Consider the following 23,773-nt stretch of genomic DNA (forward strand, 5'->3'; position numbering starts at 1 on the left):
GACTCATCTGTCGTTGCGGCGGCCATACCAGAACAAGCCGCCGGCCTGGCCGCAACGCCCGGGCCGGCGACGCCAAAGCGAGAGAAACGTGCTGAGACCAGCGCATCCGAGACACGCCGCTGCGCGAGGGCCATGCCGATTCCGCCACATTCCGCCGCCTCGCGCGGCGATGGGCGAGGGCGGCTCGTGCCGGGCGCAAACCCTCCGTCCTTTATCGACCGCCGTCGCCTGCTCCCCCGAGCCTGACCGGGCATCCGGCGCCTGACCCTCCAGGCGCCGCGACGGGCATCGCGCGTGCGCGGGCCGCCGCCGGCACCTGGCTCACCCATTCCATGTCGAATCGCGCGACGGGATGTCCCGACGAGAGCGCCCGGCCGTTCGATTCGCTGCCCAAAGCCATGAACAATCCCACTTCGCATCAAGAGCACCACGGCCTGACGAGTTCGCAGCGCGAGATCTGGTTCGACCAGGAAATGCATGGCGAGGCGCCGGTCTACAACATCGGCGGTTATGTGCGGATCTCGGGCCGCGTCGACGCGGCGCTGCTGGCACGCGCGCTCGAACTGCTGATCCGCCGGCACGACGGCTTGCGCATCGTGCTGTCGCGGGAGCAGGACGAGGAAGGCGTGCCGCGGCAGGAAATCGGGCCGGCCGAGCCCTTCGCGCTGCCGTTGCACGATCTTTCCGCGAGCGAGGACCCCGAAGCCGCGGCCCTCGCGCATGTCGATCGCCAACTCGAAACGCCCTTCGTGCTGCGCGGCGCTCCCCTCTATCGCTTCGAGCTGCTGAAGCTGGGCGAGGCCTGTTTCGACCTGGTGCTGGTCCTGCATCACCTGATCGTCGACGGCTGGGCGATCGGCCTGATGCTCGAATCGCTGGGCAGGATCTATGGGCAGCTCGAAGCCGGGCAGGCGCCCGGGCTCGATGCGCCTTCCTACCTCGACTTCGTCGAGCAGGATCGCCTGTATCGCCAGTCGCCGAAGTTCGAGCAGCATCGCGCCTACTGGCTCGACAAGTTCCGCGAGGTGCCGGAGCCGCTGTTCAGCCCGCGTTTCAAGGCGCGTTTCGGCGATGCCGTGGTGCCGAGCCGCAATCACCAGTTCAGCCTGCCGCGCAGCCATTACGAGCGTATCGTCGCGCTTGCCGGCGCCTGCGATGCCACGCCGTTCCACGTGATCCTCGCGATCCTCTACGTCTACTTCGCGAGGACGGCCCAGCGCGAGGACCTGAGCATCGGCCTGCCGATCCTGAACCGCGCCAATGCCGGGTTCAAGGCCACGCTCGGCATGTTCGCCGGCGTCAGCGCGATGCGCCTGCGCTTCGACCAGGAACTGCCGTTCGACGAACTGGTGAAGGCCCTGGGCGCGATGCTCAAGCAGGACTATCGCTACCAGCGCTTCCCCATCAGCGAGCTCAATCGCGAGCTGGGCCTGTGGCGCGCGCAGCGTGCCCAGGTGTTCGACATCTCGCTGTCCTACGAGCGCAACGACAACAACCTGCGCTTCGGCAACTGGCCGGCGCGCGCGGTCAAGCGCTCCAACAACCACGAGCAGACGCCGCTGGCCATCTACGTGCGCGAGAACCGCTACGACGAGCAGGTCTGGATCCACTTCATCCACAACCAGGCCTATTTCGACGGCGCGGAGATCGAGGCGCTGGAGCAGCGCTTCCGGCACTTGCTGGACCAGGTGCTCGACGCGGTGCACACGCCCGTGCATCGCCTGGCGATCGCCACGCCCGAGGAAAGCGCGCGAATCGCCCGCTGGGGCGCGGCCGGCGTCGAGACGGCGCGTGAGCGCACGATCCACGGGCTATTCGAGGCGCAGGCCGCGCGCGTGCCCGATGCGATCGCGGTGCTGCATGAGGATCGGCAACTGAGCTACGGCGAACTGAATGCGCGCGCCAACCAGCTCGCGCATCGCCTGATCGGCATGGGCGTGCAGCCCGACCAGCGCGTGGCGATCTGCGCCGAGCGCGGGCTGGAGATGCTGGTTGCCGTGCTCGCGGTGCTGAAGGCGGGCGCGGGTTACGTGCCGATGGACCCGGCCTATCCGGCCGAGCGGCTCCATCACATGCTGGGCGACAGCGCGCCGGTGGCGATCCTCGTTCAAGGCGCCGGCCGTGAGGCGGCGGCGAGCGCCCGGTCGGTCCCTGTGATCGAACTCGACGAGAGCGCCTGGGCCGGGCAGCCGACCGGCAACCCCGCGCGCGCCGATCTGCAGCCGCATCATCTCGCCTACGTGATCTACACCTCGGGCTCGACCGGCCAGCCCAAGGGCGTGATGGTCGAGCATCGCAACGTGCCGCGCCTGTTCGAGGCCACCGCGCCCTGGTTCGGCTTCGACGAACGCGATGTGTGGACGCTGTTCCATTCCTTCGCCTTCGACTTCTCGGTCTGGGAGATCTGGGGCGCGCTGCTGCACGGCGGCCGCCTGGTGGTGGTGCCGGCGCCGGTCAGCCGCTCGCCGCGAGCCTTCTACGCGCTGCTGCGCGAGCAGGGCGTGACGATCCTGAACCAGACGCCGAGCGCGTTCCAGCAACTGATCGCGGCGCAGGGCGACGATGCCGGCGCGCATCGCCTGCGGCAGGTGATCTTCGGCGGCGAGGCGCTGGAGCCGAGCATGCTGCAGCCCTGGTATGCGCGCGCCGGCAATGCGCACACGCGGCTCGTCAACATGTACGGCATCACCGAAACCACGGTGCATGTCACCTATCGCGCGCTGAGCGCGGAGGATGCGCGGCATGGCGGCCGAAGCCCGATCGGCGTGCCGATCCCGGACCTGCGAGTGCATGTGCTCGACCGTTGGGGCCAGCCGGTGCCGGCCGGGGTGACCGGCGAGATGTACGTCGGCGGCGCGGGCGTGGCGCGTGGCTACCTGAACCGCCCCGAGCTGAGCGCCGAGCGCTTCGTGCGCGATCCGTTCAGCGACGATCCTCACGCGCGGCTGTACCGCACCGGCGACCTCGGGCGCTGGCAGCCCGACGGCACGCTCGACTACCTGGGCCGCAACGACGACCAGGTGAAGATCCGCGGCTTCCGTATCGAGCTGGGGGAAATCGAGGCGCGGCTGGCGGCGATCGAGGGCATCGAGGCCGCGGCCGTGCTGGCGCGCGAGGACGCGCCCGGCGACAAGCGCCTCGCGGCCTACTACACGGGCGAGGAGCAGGCGGCGGAAGCCTTGCGCGCCGCGTTGCAGGCGCGGCTGCCGGACTACATGGTGCCGGCCGCCTTCGTGCACCTGGACGCGCTGCCCCTGACCGCCAACGGCAAGCTCGACCGCCGCGCGCTGCCGGCGCCGCAGGCGCAGGCCTATGCGAGCCGCGCCTACGCGGCGCCGCAAGGCGAGGTGGAGCAGACCCTCGCGCGGCTCTGGCAGGCGCTGCTCGGCATCGAGCGCGTCGGCCGCCACGATCATTTCTTCGAGCTGGGCGGCCATTCGCTGCTGGCCGTGAAGCTGGTCGAGCAGATGCGCGAGGCGGGGCTGCACGCGGACGTGCGGGTGCTGTTCGGCCAGCCGACCTTGTCGGCCCTGGCGCTGGCGGCGCAGGGCGGCGAGGGCGAGTCCTTCACGGTGCCGCCCAACCGGATTCCGGCCGATTGCGGGCGGATCACGCCCGACATGCTGCCGCTGGCGACGCTGAGCCAGGCGCAGATCGAGACGATCGCGGCCGGCGTGCCGGGCGGCATGCGCAACATCCAGGACATCTATCCGCTCGCCACGCTGCAGGAAGGGATCCTCTATCACCATCTGTCGGCGAGCCGGGGCGATCCCTATGTGCTGCAGGCGCTGTTCAGCCTGCCCGACCGGGCACGGCTCGAGGCCTTCGCGGCCGCGCTGCAGGGCGTGGTGGATCGCCATGACATCCTGCGCACCGCGGTGAGATGGGAAGGGCTCGACGAGCCGATGCAGGTGGTGTGGCGCGAGGCCCGGCTGCCGGTCGAGGAAGTCGGTCTCGACGCCGCGCAAGGCGATATCTCCGCCCAACTGCGCGAGCGTCACGATTTCCGCGGCGCCCGGCTCGATCTCGGGCGCGCGCCGATGATGCGCCTGGTCCACGCCGAGGACCCGGCCAACCAGCGCCATGTCGCGCTGCTGCTGTTCCATCACCTGATCGACGATGCCACCTCGCTGCGCTACATGGGCATCGAGGTGGACGCGCTGCTGCGTGGGCAGGCGCAGGCGCTGCCCGAGCAGGTGCCGTACCGCAACTACGTGGCCCGCACGCGCCTGGGCGCGGATCGCGCGGCGCAGGAAGCCTTCTTCCGCGAGATGCTGCAAGGTGTCGACGAGCCGACGCTGCCGTTCGGGCTGGTGGACGTGCTGAGCAGCGAGGCCGAGCTGCGCGAGGCGCGCCTGGGCGTGGCGCCGGCCGTGTCGGCGCGGCTTCGCGCGCAGGCGCGGCGCCTCGGCGTGAGCACCGCGAGCCTGCATCACCTGGCCTGGGCGCAGGTGGTGGGCGCCGTCTCGGGCCGCGAGGACGTGGTGTTCGGCACGGTGCTGATGGGGCGCCTGCAAGGCAGCGCCGGCGCGGCGCGCTCGCTGGGCATGTTCATCAACACCTTGCCGCTGCGCGCCGAACTGGGCGCGACCGGCGCGCGTGCCGCGGTGGCGCGGATGCACGAGCGCCTGAGCGCGCTGCTCGAGCACGAGCATGCGTCGCTGTCGCTGGCGCAACGCTGCAGCGGCGTGGCGGCGCCCGCGCCGCTGTTCAGCGCGCTGCTGAACTACCGGCACGATGCCGTGCAGGCTGGCGCCGAGCAGGCCAGCGCCGATGCCTGGCGCGAGGTGACGGTGCTGGGCGGCGAGGAACGCAGCAACTATCCGCTGATGCTGTCGGTCGACGATCGCGGCGAGGATTTCGGCCTGGCGGTGCAGGCCGTCGAGCAGGTGGACGCGGCGCGGATCTGCGCCTACATGCACACGGCGCTCGAGCAACTGGTGGAAGCCTTGGAGCAGCGGCCCGAGGCGCCGCTGCAAAGCCTCACGATCCTGCCGCCGCAGGAGCGCTCGCGCCTGCTCGACGGCTTCAACGCGACCCAGGCCGACTGGCCGAACGAGGCCACGGTCCACGCCCTGTTCGAGGCGCAGGCGCGGCGCACGCCCGAGGCGGTGGCGGCGGTGTTCGAGGGCAGGCAGCTCAGCTACCGCGAGCTCGACCAGCGCGCCGAGCGCCTGGCCCGGCTACTGGCGCGGCGCGGCGCGGGCCGCGATGCGCGCGTGGCGATCTGCGTGGGCCGCAGCCTGGAGATGGTGGTCGGCCTGCTCGGCATCCTGAAGTCGGGCGCGGCCTATGTGCCGCTCGACCCGGGCTACCCGGCCGATCGCCTGGCCTGGATGCTGGCCGACAGCGCGCCGCTGGCGGTGCTCACGCACGCGCCGACGGCCGGCGTGGCCGGCGACACCGGCGTGCCCGAGATCGCCATCGACATCGAGACGGCTCCGGACGATGCCGAGGACCAGGCGCCGCCGCCGCGAGCCGAGGCGGCCGATGTTGAGGCGGCCGATGCCGCGTCGCTGGCCTATGTGATCTACACCTCCGGTTCCACCGGCCGGCCCAAGGGCGTGGCCATGCCGCATCGGGCGCTGGTCAACCTGCTGCACTGGCAGGCGAGCGACAGCCAGCGCCAGGGCTATCGCGGCGGCCGGACCCTGCAATTCGCGGCGCTCGGCTTCGACGTGGCGTTCCAGGAAATCTTCAGCACGCTCTGCACGGGCGCCACGCTGGAGCTGATCCCCGAATCGCTGCGCTTCGATTTCGCGCGCCTGTTCGAGCACATCCGCGCGCGCGGCATCGAGCGCATCTACCTGCCGTACATCGCCTTGCAGGGGCTGGCGGAAGCGGTGGTCGGCAGCGGGGCGGCGCTGTCGGGCTGCAACCTGCGCGAGGTGATCACGGCCGGCGAGCAGTTGCGCATCACCGACGAGATCCGCGGCTTCTTCGCTCGCCTGAAGCCGGCGCGTCTCTACAACCATTACGGGCCTTCCGAGACCCATGTGACGATCGCCTTCTCGCTGCCCGAGCCGGTCGAGGCCTGGAGCACGCTGCCACCGATCGGCCGGCCGATCGCCAACACGCGGGTGTATCTGGTGGACGAGCAAGGCCGCCCGGTGCCGCAAGGCGTGGCCGGCGAGATCTGGATCGGCGGCGCGGGCGTGGCGCGCGCCTACCTGAACCGGCCGGAACTGACGGCCGAGCGCTTCCTCGACGATCCGTTCGGCGGCGAGCCGCGGGCGAGCGTCTATCGCACCGGCGACCTGGGCCGCTGGCTGGCCGACGGCAGCATCGAATACCTCGGCCGCAACGACCAGCAGATCAAGATCCGCGGCTTCCGCGTCGAGCCGGGCGAGATCGAGGCGAAGCTCGAGCAGCTTGACGGCGTGAAGGACGCGGCCGTGGTGGCGCGCGAGGACGCGGCGGGCGGGCGGCGGCTGGTGGCTTACTACACGGGCGAGGTGATCGCGGCCGACGCGCTGCACGCGGCGCTGCAAGCGAGCCTGCCCGACTACATGGTGCCGGGGCGCTACATGCACCTGGCGGCGCTGCCGCTCACGCCGAACGGCAAGCTGGACCGCCGCGCGCTGCCCGAGCCCGATGCGCAGGCGCTGGTGAGCCGGCGCTACGAGGCGCCGGTCGGCGAGGCCGAGCAGGCCCTGGCGGCGATCTGGCAGGACCTGCTGGGCGTGGCACGGGTGGGCCGCCAGGATCATTTCTTCGAGCTGGGCGGCCATTCGCTGCTGGCCATGAAGCTGGTGGAGCGGATGCGCCGGGCCGGGCTCGATGCCGATATCCGCGTGCTGTTCGGCCAGCCGACGCTGGCCGCGCTGGCAGCCGCCGCGAGCGGCCGGGCCGAGGTGGCGGCGCCGGCCAACGCGATCCCGGCCGATTGCGAGCGGATCACGCCCTCGATGCTGCCGCTCGTGACGCTCACGCAGGAGCAGATCGACGCGGCCGTGGCCGGCGTGCCGGGCGGCGCGCGCAACGTGCAGGACATCTATCCGCTCGCGCCGCTGCAGGAAGGCATCCTCTATCACCACGTGTCGACCAGCGAGGGCGATCCCTACCTGCTGCAGGCGCTGTTCAGCCTGCCGAGCCGCGAGCGCGTGGCGCGCTTCCTCGATGCGTTCCAGCAGGTGATCGACCGGCACGACATCCTGCGTACGCGCATCGTCTGGACCGGCCTCGACGAAGCCCTGCAGGTGGTCTGCCGGCAGGCGCCGCTGGCGGCGAGCGAACTCGTGCTGGATGCGCGGCAGGGCGATATCGGCCGGCAGTTGCAGGCGCGCTTCGATCCGCGCCATTACCGGCTCGACCTGCGGCAGGCGCCCTTGATGCGGGTCGCCTACGCGCGCGACGAGGCGAACGATCGCTGGGTGCTGGTGCTGCTGATCCACCACATGACGCTCGATCACACCGCGCTCGACGTGATGCAGCAGGAGATGCTGGCCTGCCTGGAGGGCGGCGAGGCCAGCGCGAGCCTGCCCGCGCCGCAGCCGTATCGCAACTATGTCGCCCAGACGCGCCTGGGGGTGAGCCAGGCGGCGCACGAAGCCTTCTTCCGCGAGATGCTGGCGACGGTGGACCAGCCTTGCCTGCCGTTCGGGCTGGTGGACGTGCAGGGCGACGGCCACGGCATCGAGGAAGCGCGGCGCGATGTCGATGCCGCGCTGGCCGGCCGGATCCGCGCGCAGGCGCGCCTGCTCGGCGTGAGCGCCGCGAGCCTCGCGCACCTGGCCTGGGCGCGGGTGGTCGGCGAGCTTGCCGGGCGCGAGGACGTGGTGTTCGGCACGGTGCTGCTGGGGCGCCTGCAAGGCGGCACGGGCGCGGATCGCGCGCTGGGGATGTTCATCAATACGCTGCCGCTGCGCGTCGACATGGGCGGGCAGGGCGTGAAGGACGGCGTGAAGGCCACGCATGCCAGGCTGGCCGCGCTGCTCGGCCACGAGCATGCCTCGCTGGCGCTGGCCCAGCGTTGCAGCGGCGTGGCCGCGCCGGCGCCCTTGTTCAGCGCGCTGCTGAATTATCGTCACAGCAGCGCCGAATCGATGCAGGGGGATCGGGCAAGCGCCTCCTGGAGCGGGATCGAGGTGCTGGAGGTCCTGGAGCGCACCAACTATCCGCTGTGCCTGAGCGTCGACGATCTCGGCGAAGGCTTCGTGCTGACGGTGCAGGCGGTGTCGAGCGTCGACGCGCGGCGCGTCGCGGCTTACGCGCATACGGCGCTGGAGCAGCTCGTCGAGGCGCTCGAACACCGGCCCGACGCTCCCTTGCATGAGCTGTCGATCCTGCCGTCGAGCGAGCGCGCGCAACTGCTCGAACGCTTCAACGCGACGGCGGCGAGCCATGCGCGGGAGGAGGCGACGCTGCATGCGTGGTTCGAGGCGCAGGTGCGTAGCACGCCGCATGCGACGGCGGTGTGCCACGAAGCGCAAACGCTGAGCTACGCCGAGCTGAACGCGCGCGCCAACCGGCTCGCGCATCGCCTGATCGAGCAGGGCATCCGGCCCGACGATCGCGTGGCGATCTGTGTCGAGCGCAGCCTCGACATGGTGGTGGGCCTGCTGGCGATCCTCAAGTCGGGTGCCGCCTACGTGCCGGTCGATCCCGGCTATCCGGCGCAGCGGATCGCCTACATGCTGGAGGACAGCGCCCCGGCGGTGATCCTCGTCCAGGCGGCAACGCAGGGCCTGGTGGGGCAGGCTCCCGCTCCCGTCGTGAGCATCGATGCGGAGGGTCTCGACGCTTATCCCGATGCGGATCCACGGGTTGCCGGGCTCGACGCGCGCAGCCTGGCCTACGTGATCTACACCTCGGGCTCGACCGGCCAGCCCAAGGGGGTGATGGTCGAGCATCGGCAACTGGTCAATCACATGGCCTGGATGCAGGCCGCGTTCCCGCTCCAGGCGGGCGACGCGGTGGCGCAGAAAACACCGTTCAGCTTCGACGCCTCGGTATGGGAGTTTCACGCGCCGCTGCTGGCGGGCGGCCGGCTGGTGCTGGCCAGGCCCGATGGCCATCGCGACGTCGAATACCTGGCGACATGGTTGCGCACGCAATCGATCCACACGTTGCAGGTGGTGCCGACGCTGCTGGCGGCCCTGCTCGAGGCGAACGCGCTGGCCGGCTGCCCGGCGCTGCAGCGCGTGTTCTGCGGCGGCGAGGCGCTGCCGCCCCGGCTGGTCGAGGCCTTCCACGCCCAGGCGCCCGGGGTCACGCTGGTGAACCTCTACGGCCCGACCGAAACGACCATCGACGCGACCAGCCATGTCCACACGCGCGGCGAGGTGCGGGCCGGCTCGATCATCGGCCGGCCGATCGCGAATACGCGGATCTACATCCTGGATGCCCGGGGCCGGCCGGCGCCGATCGGCGTGGCCGGCGAACTGGCGATCGGCGGCGCCGGCGTGGCGCGCGGCTACTTGCATCGTGCCGAACTGACGGCCGAGCGCTTCGTGACGGACCCGTTCAGCGAGGATTCTCGGGCGCGCATGTACCGCAGCGGCGACCTGGGCCGCTGGCTCGAGGACGGCAGCATCGAATACCTCGGCCGCAACGACGATCAGGTCAAGATCCGAGGCTTCCGCATCGAGCTGGGCGAAATCGAGGCCCGGCTGGGCGCGGTGGACGGCATCAAGGAAGCCGTCGTGCTGGCTCGCGAGGACGCACCGGGCGATGCCCGCCTGGTCGGCTACTACACCGGCACGGCCCTGCCGGTCGAGACGCTGCGCGCGAGCCTGCAGGCGCAGTTGCCGGAACACATGATCCCGGCCGCCTACCTGCACCTGGCGGCGCTGCCGCTCACGCCGAACGGCAAGCTGGATCGCAAGGCGCTGCCGGCGCCGGACGCGCAGGCCTATCGGGTTCGCGCCTACGAGGCGCCCGCCAACGACGCGGAGCGCATCATCGCCGACATCTGGCAGAACCTGCTGGGCATCCCGCGCGTCGGCCGCCACGACAACTTCTTCGAGCTGGGCGGCCATTCGCTGCTGGCCGTCAGGCTGATCGAGCGCATGCGCCAGGCGGGATTGCAAGCGAACGTGCGCACCTTGTTCGGCCAGCCGAGCGTGGCATCCCTGGCGGAAACCGCCGGCGCGCGCGCCGAGATCGAGGTGCCGCCCAACGGCATCCCGGCCGATTGCGAGCGGATCACGCCGGCGATGCTGCCGCTGGCGACGCTCACGCAGGCGCAGATCGATGCCGCCGTGGCCGGCGTGCCGGGCGGCGCGCGCAACGTGCAGGACATCTATCCGCTCGCGCCGCTGCAGCAGGGCATTCTGTACCACCACCTGATGGCCAAGGCCGGGGACCCGTACCTGCTGCACGCCTTGTTCGGCTTCGCCAGCCGCGAACGGCTCGACGCCTTCGTGGCCGCGCTGCAGGGCGTGATCGATCGCCACGACATCCTGCGCACCGCGATCGTTCGCGACGGCCTGGAGGAACCGCTGCAGGTGGTCCTGCGCCACGCGCGGCTGAGTCAGGAGCATGTCGTCCCGGAAGCCGGCGATGTCGCCGCGCAGTTGCAGGCCCGCTTCGATCCGCGCCGGTTCCGCATCGATCTCGGCCAGGCGCCGCTGATGCGCGTGGCCTTCGCGCACGACGCGGCCAACCGGCGCTGGCTGGCGATGCTGCTGTTCCATCACATCGCCCTGGACCACATGGCGCTGGAGATCGTGCAGCAGGAAATGCAGGCGCATCTGCTGGGCGAGCAGGCGGCCTTGCCCGCGGCGCTGCCTTACCGCAACTACGTGGCCCAGGCGCGGCTCGGCGGCAACGACGCCGCGCACGAGCATTTCTTCCAGGCGATGCTGCACGACATCGACGAGCCGACGCTGCCCTTCGGCCTGGCCGACGTGCAGGGCGACGGACGCGGCGTGGCCGAATGCAGCCGGTCGGTCGAGGGCGAGCTGGTTCGGCGCTTGCGCGGCCACGCGCGCCGGCTCGGCGTGAGCACCGCGAGCCTGTGCCACCTGGCCTGGGCGCGCGTGGTGGGGCAGTTGTCGGGGCGCGACGAGGTGGTATTCGGCACCGTCCTGCTCGGGCGCATGCAGGGCGGTGCGGGCGCCGAGCGCACGCTGGGCATGTTCATCAACACCCTGCCGCTGCGGGTCGGCGTCGGCGCGCAGGCGGTGGAGGACGGCATCGCGCAGACCCACGCGCGGCTCGCGGCCCTGCTGGAGCACGAACACGCCTCGCTGGCGCTGGCGCAGCGCTGCAGCGGCGTGGCGGCACCGGCGCCGCTGTTCAGCGCGCTGCTGAACTATCGCCACATGGGCCCGCGAGGGCCGCTCGCGGCCGGCCACGAAGCCTGGCAAGGCATCGAGGCGCTGGGCGGCGAGGAGCGCACCAACTATCCGCTGATGCTCTCGGTCGACGATTACGGCACGGACCTGGGGCTGACGGTCCAGGCCGTCGCGAGCATCGACGCGGCACGTATCTGCGGCTACATGCAGGCCGCGCTCGAAAGCCTGGCCGACGCCATCGAGCAGGCGCCGCGAACGCCGCTCCACGCGCTCGACATCCTGCCCGCTGACGAACGCCGGCAGCTTCTGGACGGCTTCAACGACACGCACGCGCCCTATCCGCACGACCAGACCCTGCACCAGTTGTTCGAGGCGCAGGCCGCGCGCGACCCGAACGCCGTCGCGGTCGAGCACGAAGGCCGGCAACTGAGTTACGGCGAGCTGAATGCGCGCGCCAACCGCGTGGCGCACCGCCTGATCGCGCTCGGCGTGCAGCCGGACCAGCGCGTGGCGATCTGCGTCGAGCGCGGCATCGAGATGGTGGTCGGCCTGCTCGGCATCCTGAAGTCGGGCGCGGGCTACGTGCCGCTCGACCCGGCCTATCCGGCGCAGCGGCTGCACTACATGCTGGCCGACAGCGCGCCGGTGGCCGTGCTGGCCCAGCCGGCCACGCGCGCCCTGCTGGTCGGCGAGATGCCGATGCTGGACCTGTCGTCGACGGATGTCGCGCACGTGCCGGTCGACAACCCGGTGGTGGCCGGGCTGGACGCGCGAAGCCTGGCCTACGTGATCTACACCTCGGGCTCGACCGGCCAGCCCAAGGGCGTGATGATCGAGCATCGCAACGCGGTCAATTTCCTCCACTGGGCCCATGAGGCCTTCGACGCGCGGGAGCAGGCGCGCACGCTGTTCTCGACCTCGCTGAACTTCGACCTGGCCGTCTACGAATGCTTCGCGCCGCTCACGCGCGGCGGCCGCATCGAGGTGGTGTCGAACATCCTCGCCCTGCGCGAGCGCGAGTATGAAGTCGACCTCGTCAATACCGTGCCCTCGGCCTTGTCGAGCCTGCTCGACAGCGGCGCCCTGAGCGCATCCGTGCGTACCGTGAACGTGGCCGGCGAGGCGCTGCGGCGCGAACTGGTGGAGAAGCTGTTCGCCGAAACCGCTGTGGCGCGGCTCTGCAATCTCTACGGCCCCTCGGAGACGACCACCTATTCGACCTGGGTATCGATGCCGCGCGAGCAGGGGTTCGCCGCGCATATCGGCCGCCCGGTGGCGAACACGCAAATCCATCTGCTCGACGCGCGCGGCGCGCTCGTGCCCGTCGGCGTGGCGGGCGAGATCTGCATCGGCGGCGCCGGCGTGGCGCGCGGCTACCTGAACCGCCCCGAGCTGACGGCCGAGCGCTTCGTCGAGGATCCGTTCAGCGCGGATCCGCAGGCACGCATGTATCGCACCGGCGACCTCGGACGCTGGCTGCCCGATGGCCAGCTCGAATACCTGGGCCGCAACGATCACCAGGTGAAGATCCGTGGCTTCCGCATCGAGCCGGGCGAGATCGAGGCGCGGCTGGCCGCCTTGCCGGGCCTGCGCGAGGCGGTGGTGCTGGCACGCGAGGACGCGCCCGGCGAAAAGCGCCTGGTGGCCTACTACACGGGCGAGCCGCGCGAAGCCGAGGTGCTGCGCGGCGCCTTGCGCGAGACCCTGCCCGAGCACATGGTGCCGGGCGCCTTCGTGCATCTCGAGGCGCTGCCGCTGACGCAGAACGGCAAGCTGGATCGCAGGGCCTTGCCCGCGCCGCTGGCCGAGGCCTTGGCGAGCGGTGCCTACGCGGCACCGGCCAACGACATCGAACGGGCGCTGGCGGGGATCTGGCAGACGCTGCTCGGTGTCGAGCAGGTCGGCCGTCACGATCACTTCTTCGAACTCGGCGGCCATTCGCTGCTGGCGATCCGGCTGATCGCGCAGGTGCGCGAGCGGCTCGGCGTGGAGCTGCCGCTGTCGGTGCTGTTCACGCATGCCTCGCTCGATGCGCTGGCCGCCGCCGTCGCGAGCGCCGCGCGCAGCAGCCTGCCGGCGATCGTGCCGGCCGCGCGCGGGGAGCACGGCGCGCTGCCGCTGTCCTTCGCGCAGCAGCGGCTGTGGTTCCTGGCCCAGCTCGCCGGCGGCAGCGATACCTATCACATCGCGGCCGGCCTGCGCCTGCGAGGCGCGCTCGACGTGCCGGCCTTGCAAGGCGCGCTGGACGGCATCGTCGCGCGTCACGAGGCCTTGCGGACCCGCTTCGTCGAGCAGGGCGGCCAGGCGGTGCTGCATATCGACGACGAACATGCCGGGTTCCCGCTGCGTGTCGAGGACCTCTCGACGCTGCCCGATCCGGCCGCGCGCGAGGCGGCGCTGGCCCGGCAGGTGGAGGACGAAGCCCGCGCGCCGTTCAGCCTGGAGGCGGGGCCGCTCGCGCGCGGCCGGCTGCTCAGGCTCGGCGAGGACGATCACGCGCTGCTGGTGACGATGCACCATATCGTCTCGGACGGCTGGTCGATGGGCGTGTTCACGCGCGAGCTGGCGGCGCTGTACCGCGCCGGCCGTCGCGGCGAGGCGGCGTGCCTGCCGGCGCTGCCGGTGCAGTACGCCGACTACGCGCGCTGGCAGCGCGACCGGGTCGACGAGGCGATGCTGCAGAGGCAGGGCGCCTACTGGCGGGACGCGCTGTCGGGCGCGCCGGCCCTGCTGGCCCTGCCGACCGACCGGCCGCGCCCGGCGCGGCAGGATCACGCCGGCGCGGCGGTGCCGGTGCACCTCGACGCGCAACTGACGGCCGCGCTGAAGGCGCTGGGCCAGCAACACGGCGCCACGCTGTTCATGGTCCTGCTGGCCGGCTGGGCGACCGTGCTGGGCCGCCTGGCCGGGCAGGACGAGCTGGTGATCGGCGCGCCGGTCGCCAATCGGCAGCGCGCCGAGGTGGAAGGCCTGATCGGCCTGTTCGTGAACACGCTGGCGCTGCGCGTGGACCTGGCCGGCGAGCCCGATGCGAATGCCTTGCTGGCGCGCATCAAGACGCGCGTGCTGGACGCGCAGGCGCACCAGGACCTGCCCTTCGAGCAGGTGATCGAGGCGGTGCGCCCCGAGCGCAGCCTGTCGTACAGCCCGCTGTTCCAGGCCCTGCTGGCCTGGAGCAACGTCGATACCCGCGGCCTGGCGCTCGATGGCCTGGCGCTCGCGCCGCTGGCCGCCGCGCATCGCGCCGCGAAGTTCGACGTCTCGCTGGTGCTCGACGAGCGCGACGGCTGCATCGCCGGCGAGCTCGAATACGCGAGCGCCTTGTTCGATCGCGCCACCGTGCAGCGTTATGTCGGCTACCTCGAACGCGTGCTGCGCGCGATGGTGGCGCAGCCGTCCGGGGCGCTGTCGCGCATCGCGCTGCTGGGCGCCGCCGAGCAGCACCGGCTGCTCGACACCTGGAACCGGACCGGCGCCACTTATCCGGCGAGCCAGGGCGTGCATCGGTTGTTCGAGGCACAGGCCCGCCACACGCCCGAGGCGATCGCGGTGATCGACGGCGAGACCGTGCTCGACTACGCGGCACTGGACGCGAAAGCGAACCGCCTCGCGCGGCGCCTGATCGCCGCCGGGGTGCAGCCGGGCCAGCGCGTGGTGACGCTGCTCGACCGCTCCGCCGCCCTGGTGATCGCGCAACTGGCCATCCTCAAGGCCGGCGCGGCCTATGTGCCGATCGACCCGCGCGCGCCGGCCGAACGCCAGGCCTGGGTGATGCGCGATTGCGGCGCGCCGGTCGCGGTGGTCGACACCGCCGCGGGGCTGCCCGGAGAGATCGCGGCGCGGGCGCTGCCGATCGACGACGGCAGCGGGACCGACGAACCCTCGGCCGACCCCGGCCTGCCGTTCGACGAGGCGGCCGTCGCCTACGTGATGTACACCTCGGGCTCGACCGGCACGCCGAAGGGCGTGCTGGTCCCGCATCGCGGCGTGAACCGCCTGGTCGTCAACAACGGCTACGCGAGTTTCCACGCCGAGGACCGCGTGGCCTGGGTCGGCAATCCGGCCTTCGACATCAGCACGCTCGAAGTCTGGGCGCCGCTGCTGCATGGCGGCTGCCTGGTGGTGGTGCCGCATGCCGCCGTGCTGCAGCCCCAGCAGTTGCGCGCGCTGGTGGAGCGGCACCGCATCAGCGTGCTGCACCTGACCTCGGGCCTGTTCAGCCAGATCGCCGAGCTGCTCGGCGACGTGCTCGGCACGCTGCGCCTGCTGCTGGTGGGCGGCGACGCGGTCGACCCGGCCGTGGTCGCGCGCGTGTTGGCGCGCCATGCGCCGCGGCACCTGCTGCATTGCTACGGACCGACCGAGAACACCACCTTCTCGACCACCTGCGAGCTGACGGCCGCCGATGCGCGGCTGCCGCGCCTGCCGATCGGCCGACCGATCGCGAACACGCGTGCCTACCTGCTGGATGCGCATGGACAGCCGGTGCCGACCGGCGCGATCGGCGAGTTGTACGTGGGCGGCGACGGCGTGGCGCATGGCTATCTCGACCGTCCCGAACTGACGGCCGAGCGCTTCCTGGCCGATCCGTTCGCGGCCGAGCCGGGCGCTCGCATGTACCGCACCGGCGACCTGGCGCGCTACCTGCCCGACGGCCGGCTGGAGTTCCTCGGCCGCAACGACCAGCAGGTCAAGATCCGCGGCTTCCGCGTCGAGCCGGGCGAGATCGAGGCGACGCTGGCGCGCTGCCCGGGCGTGAAGGACGCCGCCGTGATCGCGCGCCAGGACACGCCGGGGCGCCCCGACGAGAAGCGGCTGGTGGCCTACCTGGTGCCGCAGGACGGCGCCGAGCTGTCCGCCGCGGACTTGCGTGCCCGGCTCGCGGCCGAGCTGGCCGACTACATGGTGCCCAGCGCCTTCGTGATGCTGGCGGCGCTGCCGCTCACGCCGAACGGCAAGCTCGATCGCCGGGCGCTGCCGGCGCCGGACATCGGGGCGCATGCCACGCGCGCCTACGAGGCGCCGCTCGGCGAGACCGAAACGCTGCTGGCGGGCATCTGGGCCGAACTGCTGCATGTCGAGCGGGTCGGCCGCCAGGACCATTTCTTCGAGCTGGGCGGCCATTCGCTGCTGGCGGTCGGCCTGATCGCGCGGATGCGCGAGGCGGGCCTGCAGGCCGACGTGCGCGTGCTGTTCGGCCAGCCCACGCTGGCGGCGCTGGCCGCCGCGGTGGGCGGCGCGGCGCCGGCGGTGCCGGTGCCGGCGAACCGCATCGGCGAGGGCTGCGCGCGCATCACGCCCGAACTGCTGCCGCTGGCGACGCTGACCCAGCCCGCCATCGACCGGATCGTGGCCGGCGTGCCGGGCGGGGTGGCCAACGTGCAGGATATCTATGCATTGGCGCCCCTGCAGGAAGGCATCCTCTATCACCATCTGTCGGCCGGCGAGCAGGACCCGTATGTCCTGCAGGCCTTGTTCGCGGTGGACGGCCGAGCGCGCATCGACGCCTTCGCGGCGGCCCTCCAGGCGGTGATCGATCGTCACGACATCCTGCGCACGGCGATCGTCTGGGACGGGCTCGACGAGCCGGTGCAGGTGGTCTGGCGCCGCGCGACGATGCTCGTCGAGCAGGCGCGGGTCGATCCGGCCGACGGCGAGGTGGCCGACGCGCTGCGCGCGCAATGCCGCCGCCTGGACCTGAGCCGCGCGCCGCTGATGCGGATGCGCTTCGCCCATGACCCGGCGAAGCGTCGCTGGGTGGCGATGCTGGCCTTCCACCACGTGGTGCTCGACCACGCGGCGCTGGAGATCGTCGAGCACGAGATCCGCGCGCATTTCGAGGGGCGGGGCGGGCAGTTGCCCGCGCCGGTGCCGTATCGCAACCATCTCGCGCAGGTGCGTGGCGGCGTGAGCCGCGAGGCGCACGAGGCCTTCTTCCGCGACATGCTGGGCACGCTCGACACGCCCACGCTGCCGTTCGGACTGGCCGACGTGAACCTGCCGGGCGCCTCGATCGAGCAGGCGCGGCGCGCGGTGGACGGCGCGCTGTCCCGGCGCCTGCGCGCGCAGGCGCGCCGGCTCGGCGTGAGCGCGGCCAGCCTGCATCACCTGGCCTGGGCACGACTGCTGGGCCGCGCCTCGGGCAGCGAGGATGTCGTGTTCGGCACCGTGCTGCTGGGCCGCCTGCAGGGCGGCGCCGGCTCGGAGCGCGCGCTCGGCATGTTCATCAACACCTTGCCGCTGCGCGTGGCGCTGGGCGGGCAGGGCGTGCGCGACGGCGTGCTGGCCACCCATGCGCGGCTCACGGCCCTGCTCGGCCACGAGCATGCGCCGCTGGCGCTGGCCCAGCGCTGCAGCGGCGTGGCCGCGCCCGCGCCGCTGTTCAGCGCCTTGCTGAACTACCGCCACAGCGCGCCCGTGCAGGACGCGCAAGCCGCCGTGTGGGACGGCATCGTCGCGCTGGAGAGCAGCGAGCGGACCAACTATCCGCTGAGCCTGTCGGTCGACGACCTGGGCGAGGACTTCGCCTTGACCGTGCAGGCGGTGCCGGCGGCGGGCGCCGCGCGCCTCTGCGAGGCCATGCATTGCGCGCTGGAGAGCCTCGCGCAGGCGCTGGAGACGGCGCCTGACACGCCCATGCACGACATCGAGGTGCTGCCGCCCGAGGCGCGGCGGCAGTTGCTGGTCGATTTCAATGCCACCGAGGCGCCGTTCGACGCCGAGGCCACCGCGCACGGGCTGTTCGAGGCCCAGGTGCGGCGCGCGCCCGAGGCGCTCGCGCTGCTGCACGGCACGCAGGCGCTGTCGTATCGCGAGCTGAACCTGCGCGCCAACCGGCTCGCGCATCATCTGCGCGGGCTCGGCGTGAAGCCGGAGGATCGCGTGGCGATCTGCGTCGAGCGCGGCCCGGAGATGATCGTCGCCGTGCTGGCGGCCTGGAAGGCCGGCGCGGCCTATGTGCCGCTCGACCCGGCCTACCCGGCCGCGCGGCTCGCCTACATGCTGGAGGACAGCGCGCCGGCGGTGGTGCTGCTGCAGGCCGCCACCGAGGCGCGGCTCGATACCGGCGCGCTGCGCTGCCTGCGGCTCGACCAGCCCTCGCCCTGGGCCGAGGCGCCCGCGCATGATCCCGAACCGCTCGACGCGATCGATCCAGCCGCCTCGCCGCTGGCCTACGTGATCTACACCTCGGGCTCGACCGGCCAGCCGAAGGGCGTGATGGTCGAGCATCGCGGCCTGGCCAACCTGGCCGCGATGCAGGCGCGCAGCTTCGAGGTGGGCCCCGGCAGCCGCGTGCTGCAGTTCGCCTCGTTCAGCTTCGACGCCTGCGTGTTCGAGATGGTGATGGCGCTCTGCCAGGGCGCCGCGCTGGTGCTGCCGCCGGCGGGCGTGGTGCTGGCCGGCACGGCCCTGCGCGAGGCGATCGAGGCGGGCGGCGTGACCCATGCCACGCTGCCGCCGGCGGTGCTGGCGGCCCTGCCCGACGAGGTCGACTTCCCCGGCGTGCGCACCCTGGTGCTGGCCGGCGAGGCGCTCGGCGAGCGGCTGGCGCGGCGCTGGTCGCGCGCTCGGCGCCTGGTCAACGCCTATGGCCCGACCGAAACCACCATCTGGGCCAGTTGGCACGTCTGCGCGCCCGATCACGAGGGCCTGCCGCCGATCGGCCGGCCGATCGACAACACCGCGATCTATATCCTCGACGCGCGCGGGCGCCCGGTGCCGCTGGGCGCGGTCGGCGAGATCCACATCGGCGGGGTGGGCGTGGCGCGCGGCTACCTGAATCGCCCGGCCCTGAGCGCCGAGCGCTTCCTCGACGATCCGTTCCGCCCCGGCGGCCGGATGTACGCCTCGGGCGACCTGGGACGCTGGCGCGCCGACGGCGGCATCGACTATCTCGGCCGCAACGACTTCCAGGTCAAGATCCGCGGCTTTCGCGTCGAGCTGGAGGAAATCGCCGCGCAACTGGTGCGGGCCGGCGCGGCCGAGGCGGCCGTGATCGCGCATCGACCGGGACGCGAGGAGGCGCGGCTGGTGGCCTACTGCACCGGCGCGCCGATCGAGGCCGAGCCGCTGCGCTCGCGCCTGCAGGCCAGCCTGCCGGCGCACATGGTGCCGGCCGCCTTCGTCTGGCTGGCGGCGCTGCCGCTCACGCCGAACGGCAAGCTCGACCGCCGCGCCTTGCCGCTGCCCGACGCGCAGGCCTATGCGAGCCGCGCCTACGCGGCGCCGCGCGGTGAGATCGAAACGCTGCTGGCCGCGCTGTGGCGGGACCTGCTCGAGGTGGAGCAGGTCGGCCGCCACGACCACTTCTTCGAGCTCGGCGGCCATTCGCTGCTGGCGGTGCGGCTGATCTCGCAACTGCGCCAGCGCCTGGGCGTGGAGCTGCCGCTGGGCGAGCTGTTCGCGCATCCCGAGCTGGCCGGGCTGGCCGACGCGGTGGCGCGCGCCGCGCGCAGCGACTTGCCGGCGATCGTGCCGGCCGATCGCGACGGCCCGCTGCCCTTGTCGTTCGCCCAGCAGCGCCTGTGGTTCCTCGCGCAGGTGGAAGGCGCCAGCGCGGCCTATCACGTGCCGGGCGGGCTGCGGCTGCACGGCCGGCTCGACGTCGCCGCGCTGCGGCGCGCGCTGGACCGGATCGTGGCGCGGCACGAGGTGCTGCGAACCCGCTTCGTGCCGCTGAACGGGCAGGCGGTGCAGCGCGTGGACGCGGCCGGTATCGGCTTCGCGCTGCGCCTGCGCGACCTGTCCGGGCAGCCCGCGGCGGCGCGCGAGCAAGCGCTGGCGCGGCTGGTGCGCGAGGAGGCGCTGGCGCCCTTCGACCTGGCGCACGGCCCGCTGATCCGCGGGCAGTTGATCACGCTGGCGGAGGACGACCACGCGCTGCTGCTGACCATGCATCACATCGTCTCCGACGGCTGGTCGATGGGCGTGCTCACGCGCGAGCTGGCGGCGTTCTACGAGGCCGGCCGGCTCGGCGCGGAGGCCGGCCCGGCACCGCTGGCGCCGCTGCCGCTGCAATACGCCGACTACGCGCGCTGGCAGCGCGAGCTGGTCGGCGGCGAGCGGCTGCGGGCCCAGGAGGCCTACTGGCGCGACGCGCTGGACGGCATGCCGGCGCTGCTGGCCCTGCCGACCGACCGGCCGCGCCCGGCGCGCCAGGACTTCGCCGGCGCGGCCGTGGCGCTGCGCCTGGACGCCTCGCTGGGCGAGGCCGTGAAGGCCCTGAGCCTGCGCCACGGCGTGACGCCCTACATGACGCTGCTGGCGGCCTGGGCGCTGGTGCTGTCGCGCCTGTCGGGCCAGGAGCAGGTGGTGATCGGCTCGCCCAGCGCGAACCGCGCGCGCGGCGAGACCGAGGACCTGATCGGCTTCTTCGTCAACACGCTGGCGCTGCCGATCGACCTGTCGGGCCAGCCCTCGGTGGCGGCGCTGCTGGAGCGGGTGCGCGAGCGCACGCTGTCGGCGCAGGCGCACCAGGACCTGCCGTTCGAGCAGGTGGTGGAGCGGCTCAAGCCGGTCCGCAGCCTGTCCCACAGCCCGCTGTTCCAGGTCATGTTCGCCTGGCAGAACCTGGACGGCGCCGCGCTGCGGCTGCCGGGCCTGACGCTGGCGCCGCTGGCCGCCACGCGCACCAGCGCGAAGTTCGACCTGACGCTGGAGCTGGGCGAGTCCGAGGAGGGCATCGTCGGCACGCTGGAATACGCCACCTCGCTGTTCGACCGCGCCACCGCCGAGCGTCATGCCGCCTATCTCGAGCGCGTGTTGCGCGAGATGGTGGCGCAAGACGGCGCGTCCCGGCCGGCCGCCGCCTTGCCGATGCTGGGCGAGGCCGAGCTGCGGCGCGTGCTGGTCGAGCACAACCGCAGCGAGGCGGCCTATCCGGCGGCCGGATCGACGGTGGCCGAGCTGGTGGAGGCGCAGGCCGCGCGCACGCCCGATGCGGTGGCGCTCGCGCAGCGCTCGCCGCTGGACGGCACCGAGCGCAGGCTGAGCTACGCGCAACTGGAGCAGCGCGCCAACGCGCTCGCGCACGAGCTGATCGCTCAGGGCGTTCGCCCGGACGACCGGGTGGCGATCTGCGCCGAACGCAGCCCGGCGATGGTGGTGGGGCTGCTGGCGATCCTCAAGGCCGGCGCGGCCTATGTGCCGCTCGATCCCTCGTATCCGGCCGAGCGGCTGGCCGCCATGCTGGCCGACAGCGCGCCGGCCGCGGTGCTGCAGCAGAGCGCGACGGCGTCGCTGCTCGATGCCGCCACGGCGCCGCGCATCATGCTCGATGTCGAGGCGGGCTGGGCCGAAGGCAGGCGCGAGCGGCCGGCGCTGGCGGGCGACGGCGCGAACCGGCTGGCCTACCTGATCTACACCTCCGGTTCCACCGGCCAGCCCAAGGGCGTGGCGATGGCCAACGCGCCGCTGGTCAACCTGCTGCAATGGCAGGGCGGCGCGGTGACGGCGGGGCGCACCCTGCAGTTCGCGGCGCTCGGTTTCGACGTGGCGTTCCAGGAGATCTTCGGCACGCTGGCCGCCGGCGCGACGCTGGAGCTGGTCGACAGCGAGCTGCGGCTCGATTTCGGCCGGCTGTGGGCGCATATCCGCGCGCGCGGCATCGAGCGGCTGTATCTGCCGTACATCGCGCTGCAGGCGCTGGCCGAAACGGCCATGGCCGCGGGCGACGCGTTCGCGCCGGCCCTGCGCGAAGTGATCACGGCCGGCGAGCAGTTGCGCATCACCCCGCAGATCGCGGCCTTCTTCGCGCGCCACCCTGGCTGCCGCCTGCACAACCACTACGGCCCGACCGAATCGCACGTGGTGGTGGCGCACACGCTGGCGGGCGAGCCGGCCGCGTGGCCGGTGCTGCCGCCGATCGGGCGGCCGGTCGGCAACGTGCGGATCTACCTGCTCGATGCCCATGGCGCGCCGGTGGCCGAGGGCGTGGCGGGCGAGATCCATATCGGCGGCGCGCAGCTCGCGCGCGGCTACCGCAATCTCGATGCCTTAAGCGAGGCGCGCTTCCTGGCCGATCCGTTCGCGGACCGGCCCGGCGCCCGCATGTACCGCACCGGCGACCTGGGGCGCTGGCGGCCCGACGGCACGCTCGACTACCTGGGCCGCAACGACGACCAGGTCAAGATTCGCGGCTTCCGCGTCGAGCCGGGCGAGATCGAGGCGCGCCTGGCGAGTTGCCCGGGCGTGCGCGAGGCGGCGGTGGTGGTGCAGGACGGCGAGGCGGGCGAGCGCCGGCTGCTGGCCTACTGGACCGGCGAGGCGCTGCGCGCCGAGGATCTGCGCCGCAGCCTGCAGGCCAGCCTGCCCGAGTACATGGTGCCGGCCGCCTATGTGCGGCTCGATGCCTTGCCGCTGACGCCGAACGGCAAGCTCGACCGTCGCGCGCTGCCGGAGCCGGACGCGCTCGCTTATGCCAGCACGCATTACGAGGCGCCGCTGGGCGACACCGAGCAGGCGCTGGCGGTGGTGTGGGCCGAGGTGCTGAAGCTGGAGCGGGTCGGCCGCCGCGACAATTTCTTCGCGCTCGGCGGCCATTCGCTGCTGGCGATGAGCCTGCTCGATCGCGTCCACCAGCGTTTCGGCGTGCGGCTGTCGATCAGCACGCTGTTCGCCTTCCCCGAGCTGGCCAGCCAGGCCCGGCAGATCGATTTCCCGCTGGAAGTCGCCTCGCCGGTGGAGCGGCTGCTGCCCGTCAAGCTGCGCGAGCAAGGCGGCCCGGTGCTGTTCTGCGTGCATCCGGCCAGCGGGCTGAGCTGGTCCTACGTCGGCCTGTCGCGTCATGCGCGGGGCGGCTTCCAGGTCTATGGCCTGCAGGCCGACGGGATCGCCGAAGGCACCACGCCGGCCGCCTCGGTCGAGGCCATGAGCCGCGGCTACATCGAGGCGATGCGCAGCGTGCAGCCGGAAGGGCCGTATCGGGTGCTGGGCTGGTCGATGGGCGGGCTGGTGGCCTTCGAGATCGCCTGCCAGTTGCAGGCGATGGGCGAGGAGGTCGATTTTCTCGGCATGCTCGACAGCTACCTGCTCTACACCACCGAGGAGGTACCCGTCGACGACCAGTACACGCTGGCCAACGTGCTGCGCACGGCCGGCTACCCGATGGAGACGATCGAGCCGGGGCACCTGCTGAGCGTGGCGGAGGTGACGGCGATCGTGCGCCGCGAAGGGCATATCTTCGCGGATCTCACCGAGGCGCATATCCAGGGGCTGGTGGAGGTCCGGCGCAACAACCTGCGCATCTCGCAGCGCTACCTGCCCGGGCAGGTGTTCAAGGGCACCCTGACGCATTTCACCGCCACCGAGGAGGCGGTCAGGATGGAGTCGCCGCTGCTGCACTGGCGCGCGCACGTGGACGGCGAGATCCGCTCGACGCCGGTGGCCTGCTCGCACGACGACATCGGCACGCCGCCCTACCTGGCCGAGATCGCGGTGTGGATCGACGCGATGCTGGAAGGCAAGGGGGTGTCGAGCGAAGTGTGAGCGGCGCGCCGCGCGCCGACATCGGTCAAATGACCGATGTCGGCGGG

Annotated in this window: 1 protein-coding gene; it reads left to right on the forward strand. The window is 72.3% G+C overall.

What is annotated here, in order from left to right:
* Positions 1-398 precede the first annotated feature (398 nt).
* Positions 399-23,726, forward strand: coding sequence for a non-ribosomal peptide synthase/polyketide synthase (locus FB600_RS08510; RefSeq protein ID WP_145756540.1), 23,328 nt, complete (start codon positions 399-401; stop codon positions 23,724-23,726).
* Positions 23,727-23,773: the final 47 nt, after the last annotated feature.

The organism is Burkholderia sp. SJZ089, assembly GCF_007828315.1.
GTDB classification, from domain to species: Bacteria; Pseudomonadota; Gammaproteobacteria; order Burkholderiales; family Burkholderiaceae; genus Burkholderia; species Burkholderia gladioli.

Excerpts from the sequence above, each read along its gene's own strand:
- FB600_RS08510 (WP_145756540.1), top strand. The coding sequence starts at position 399 with ATGAACAATCCCACTTCGCATCAAGAGCACCACGGCCTGACGAGTTCG.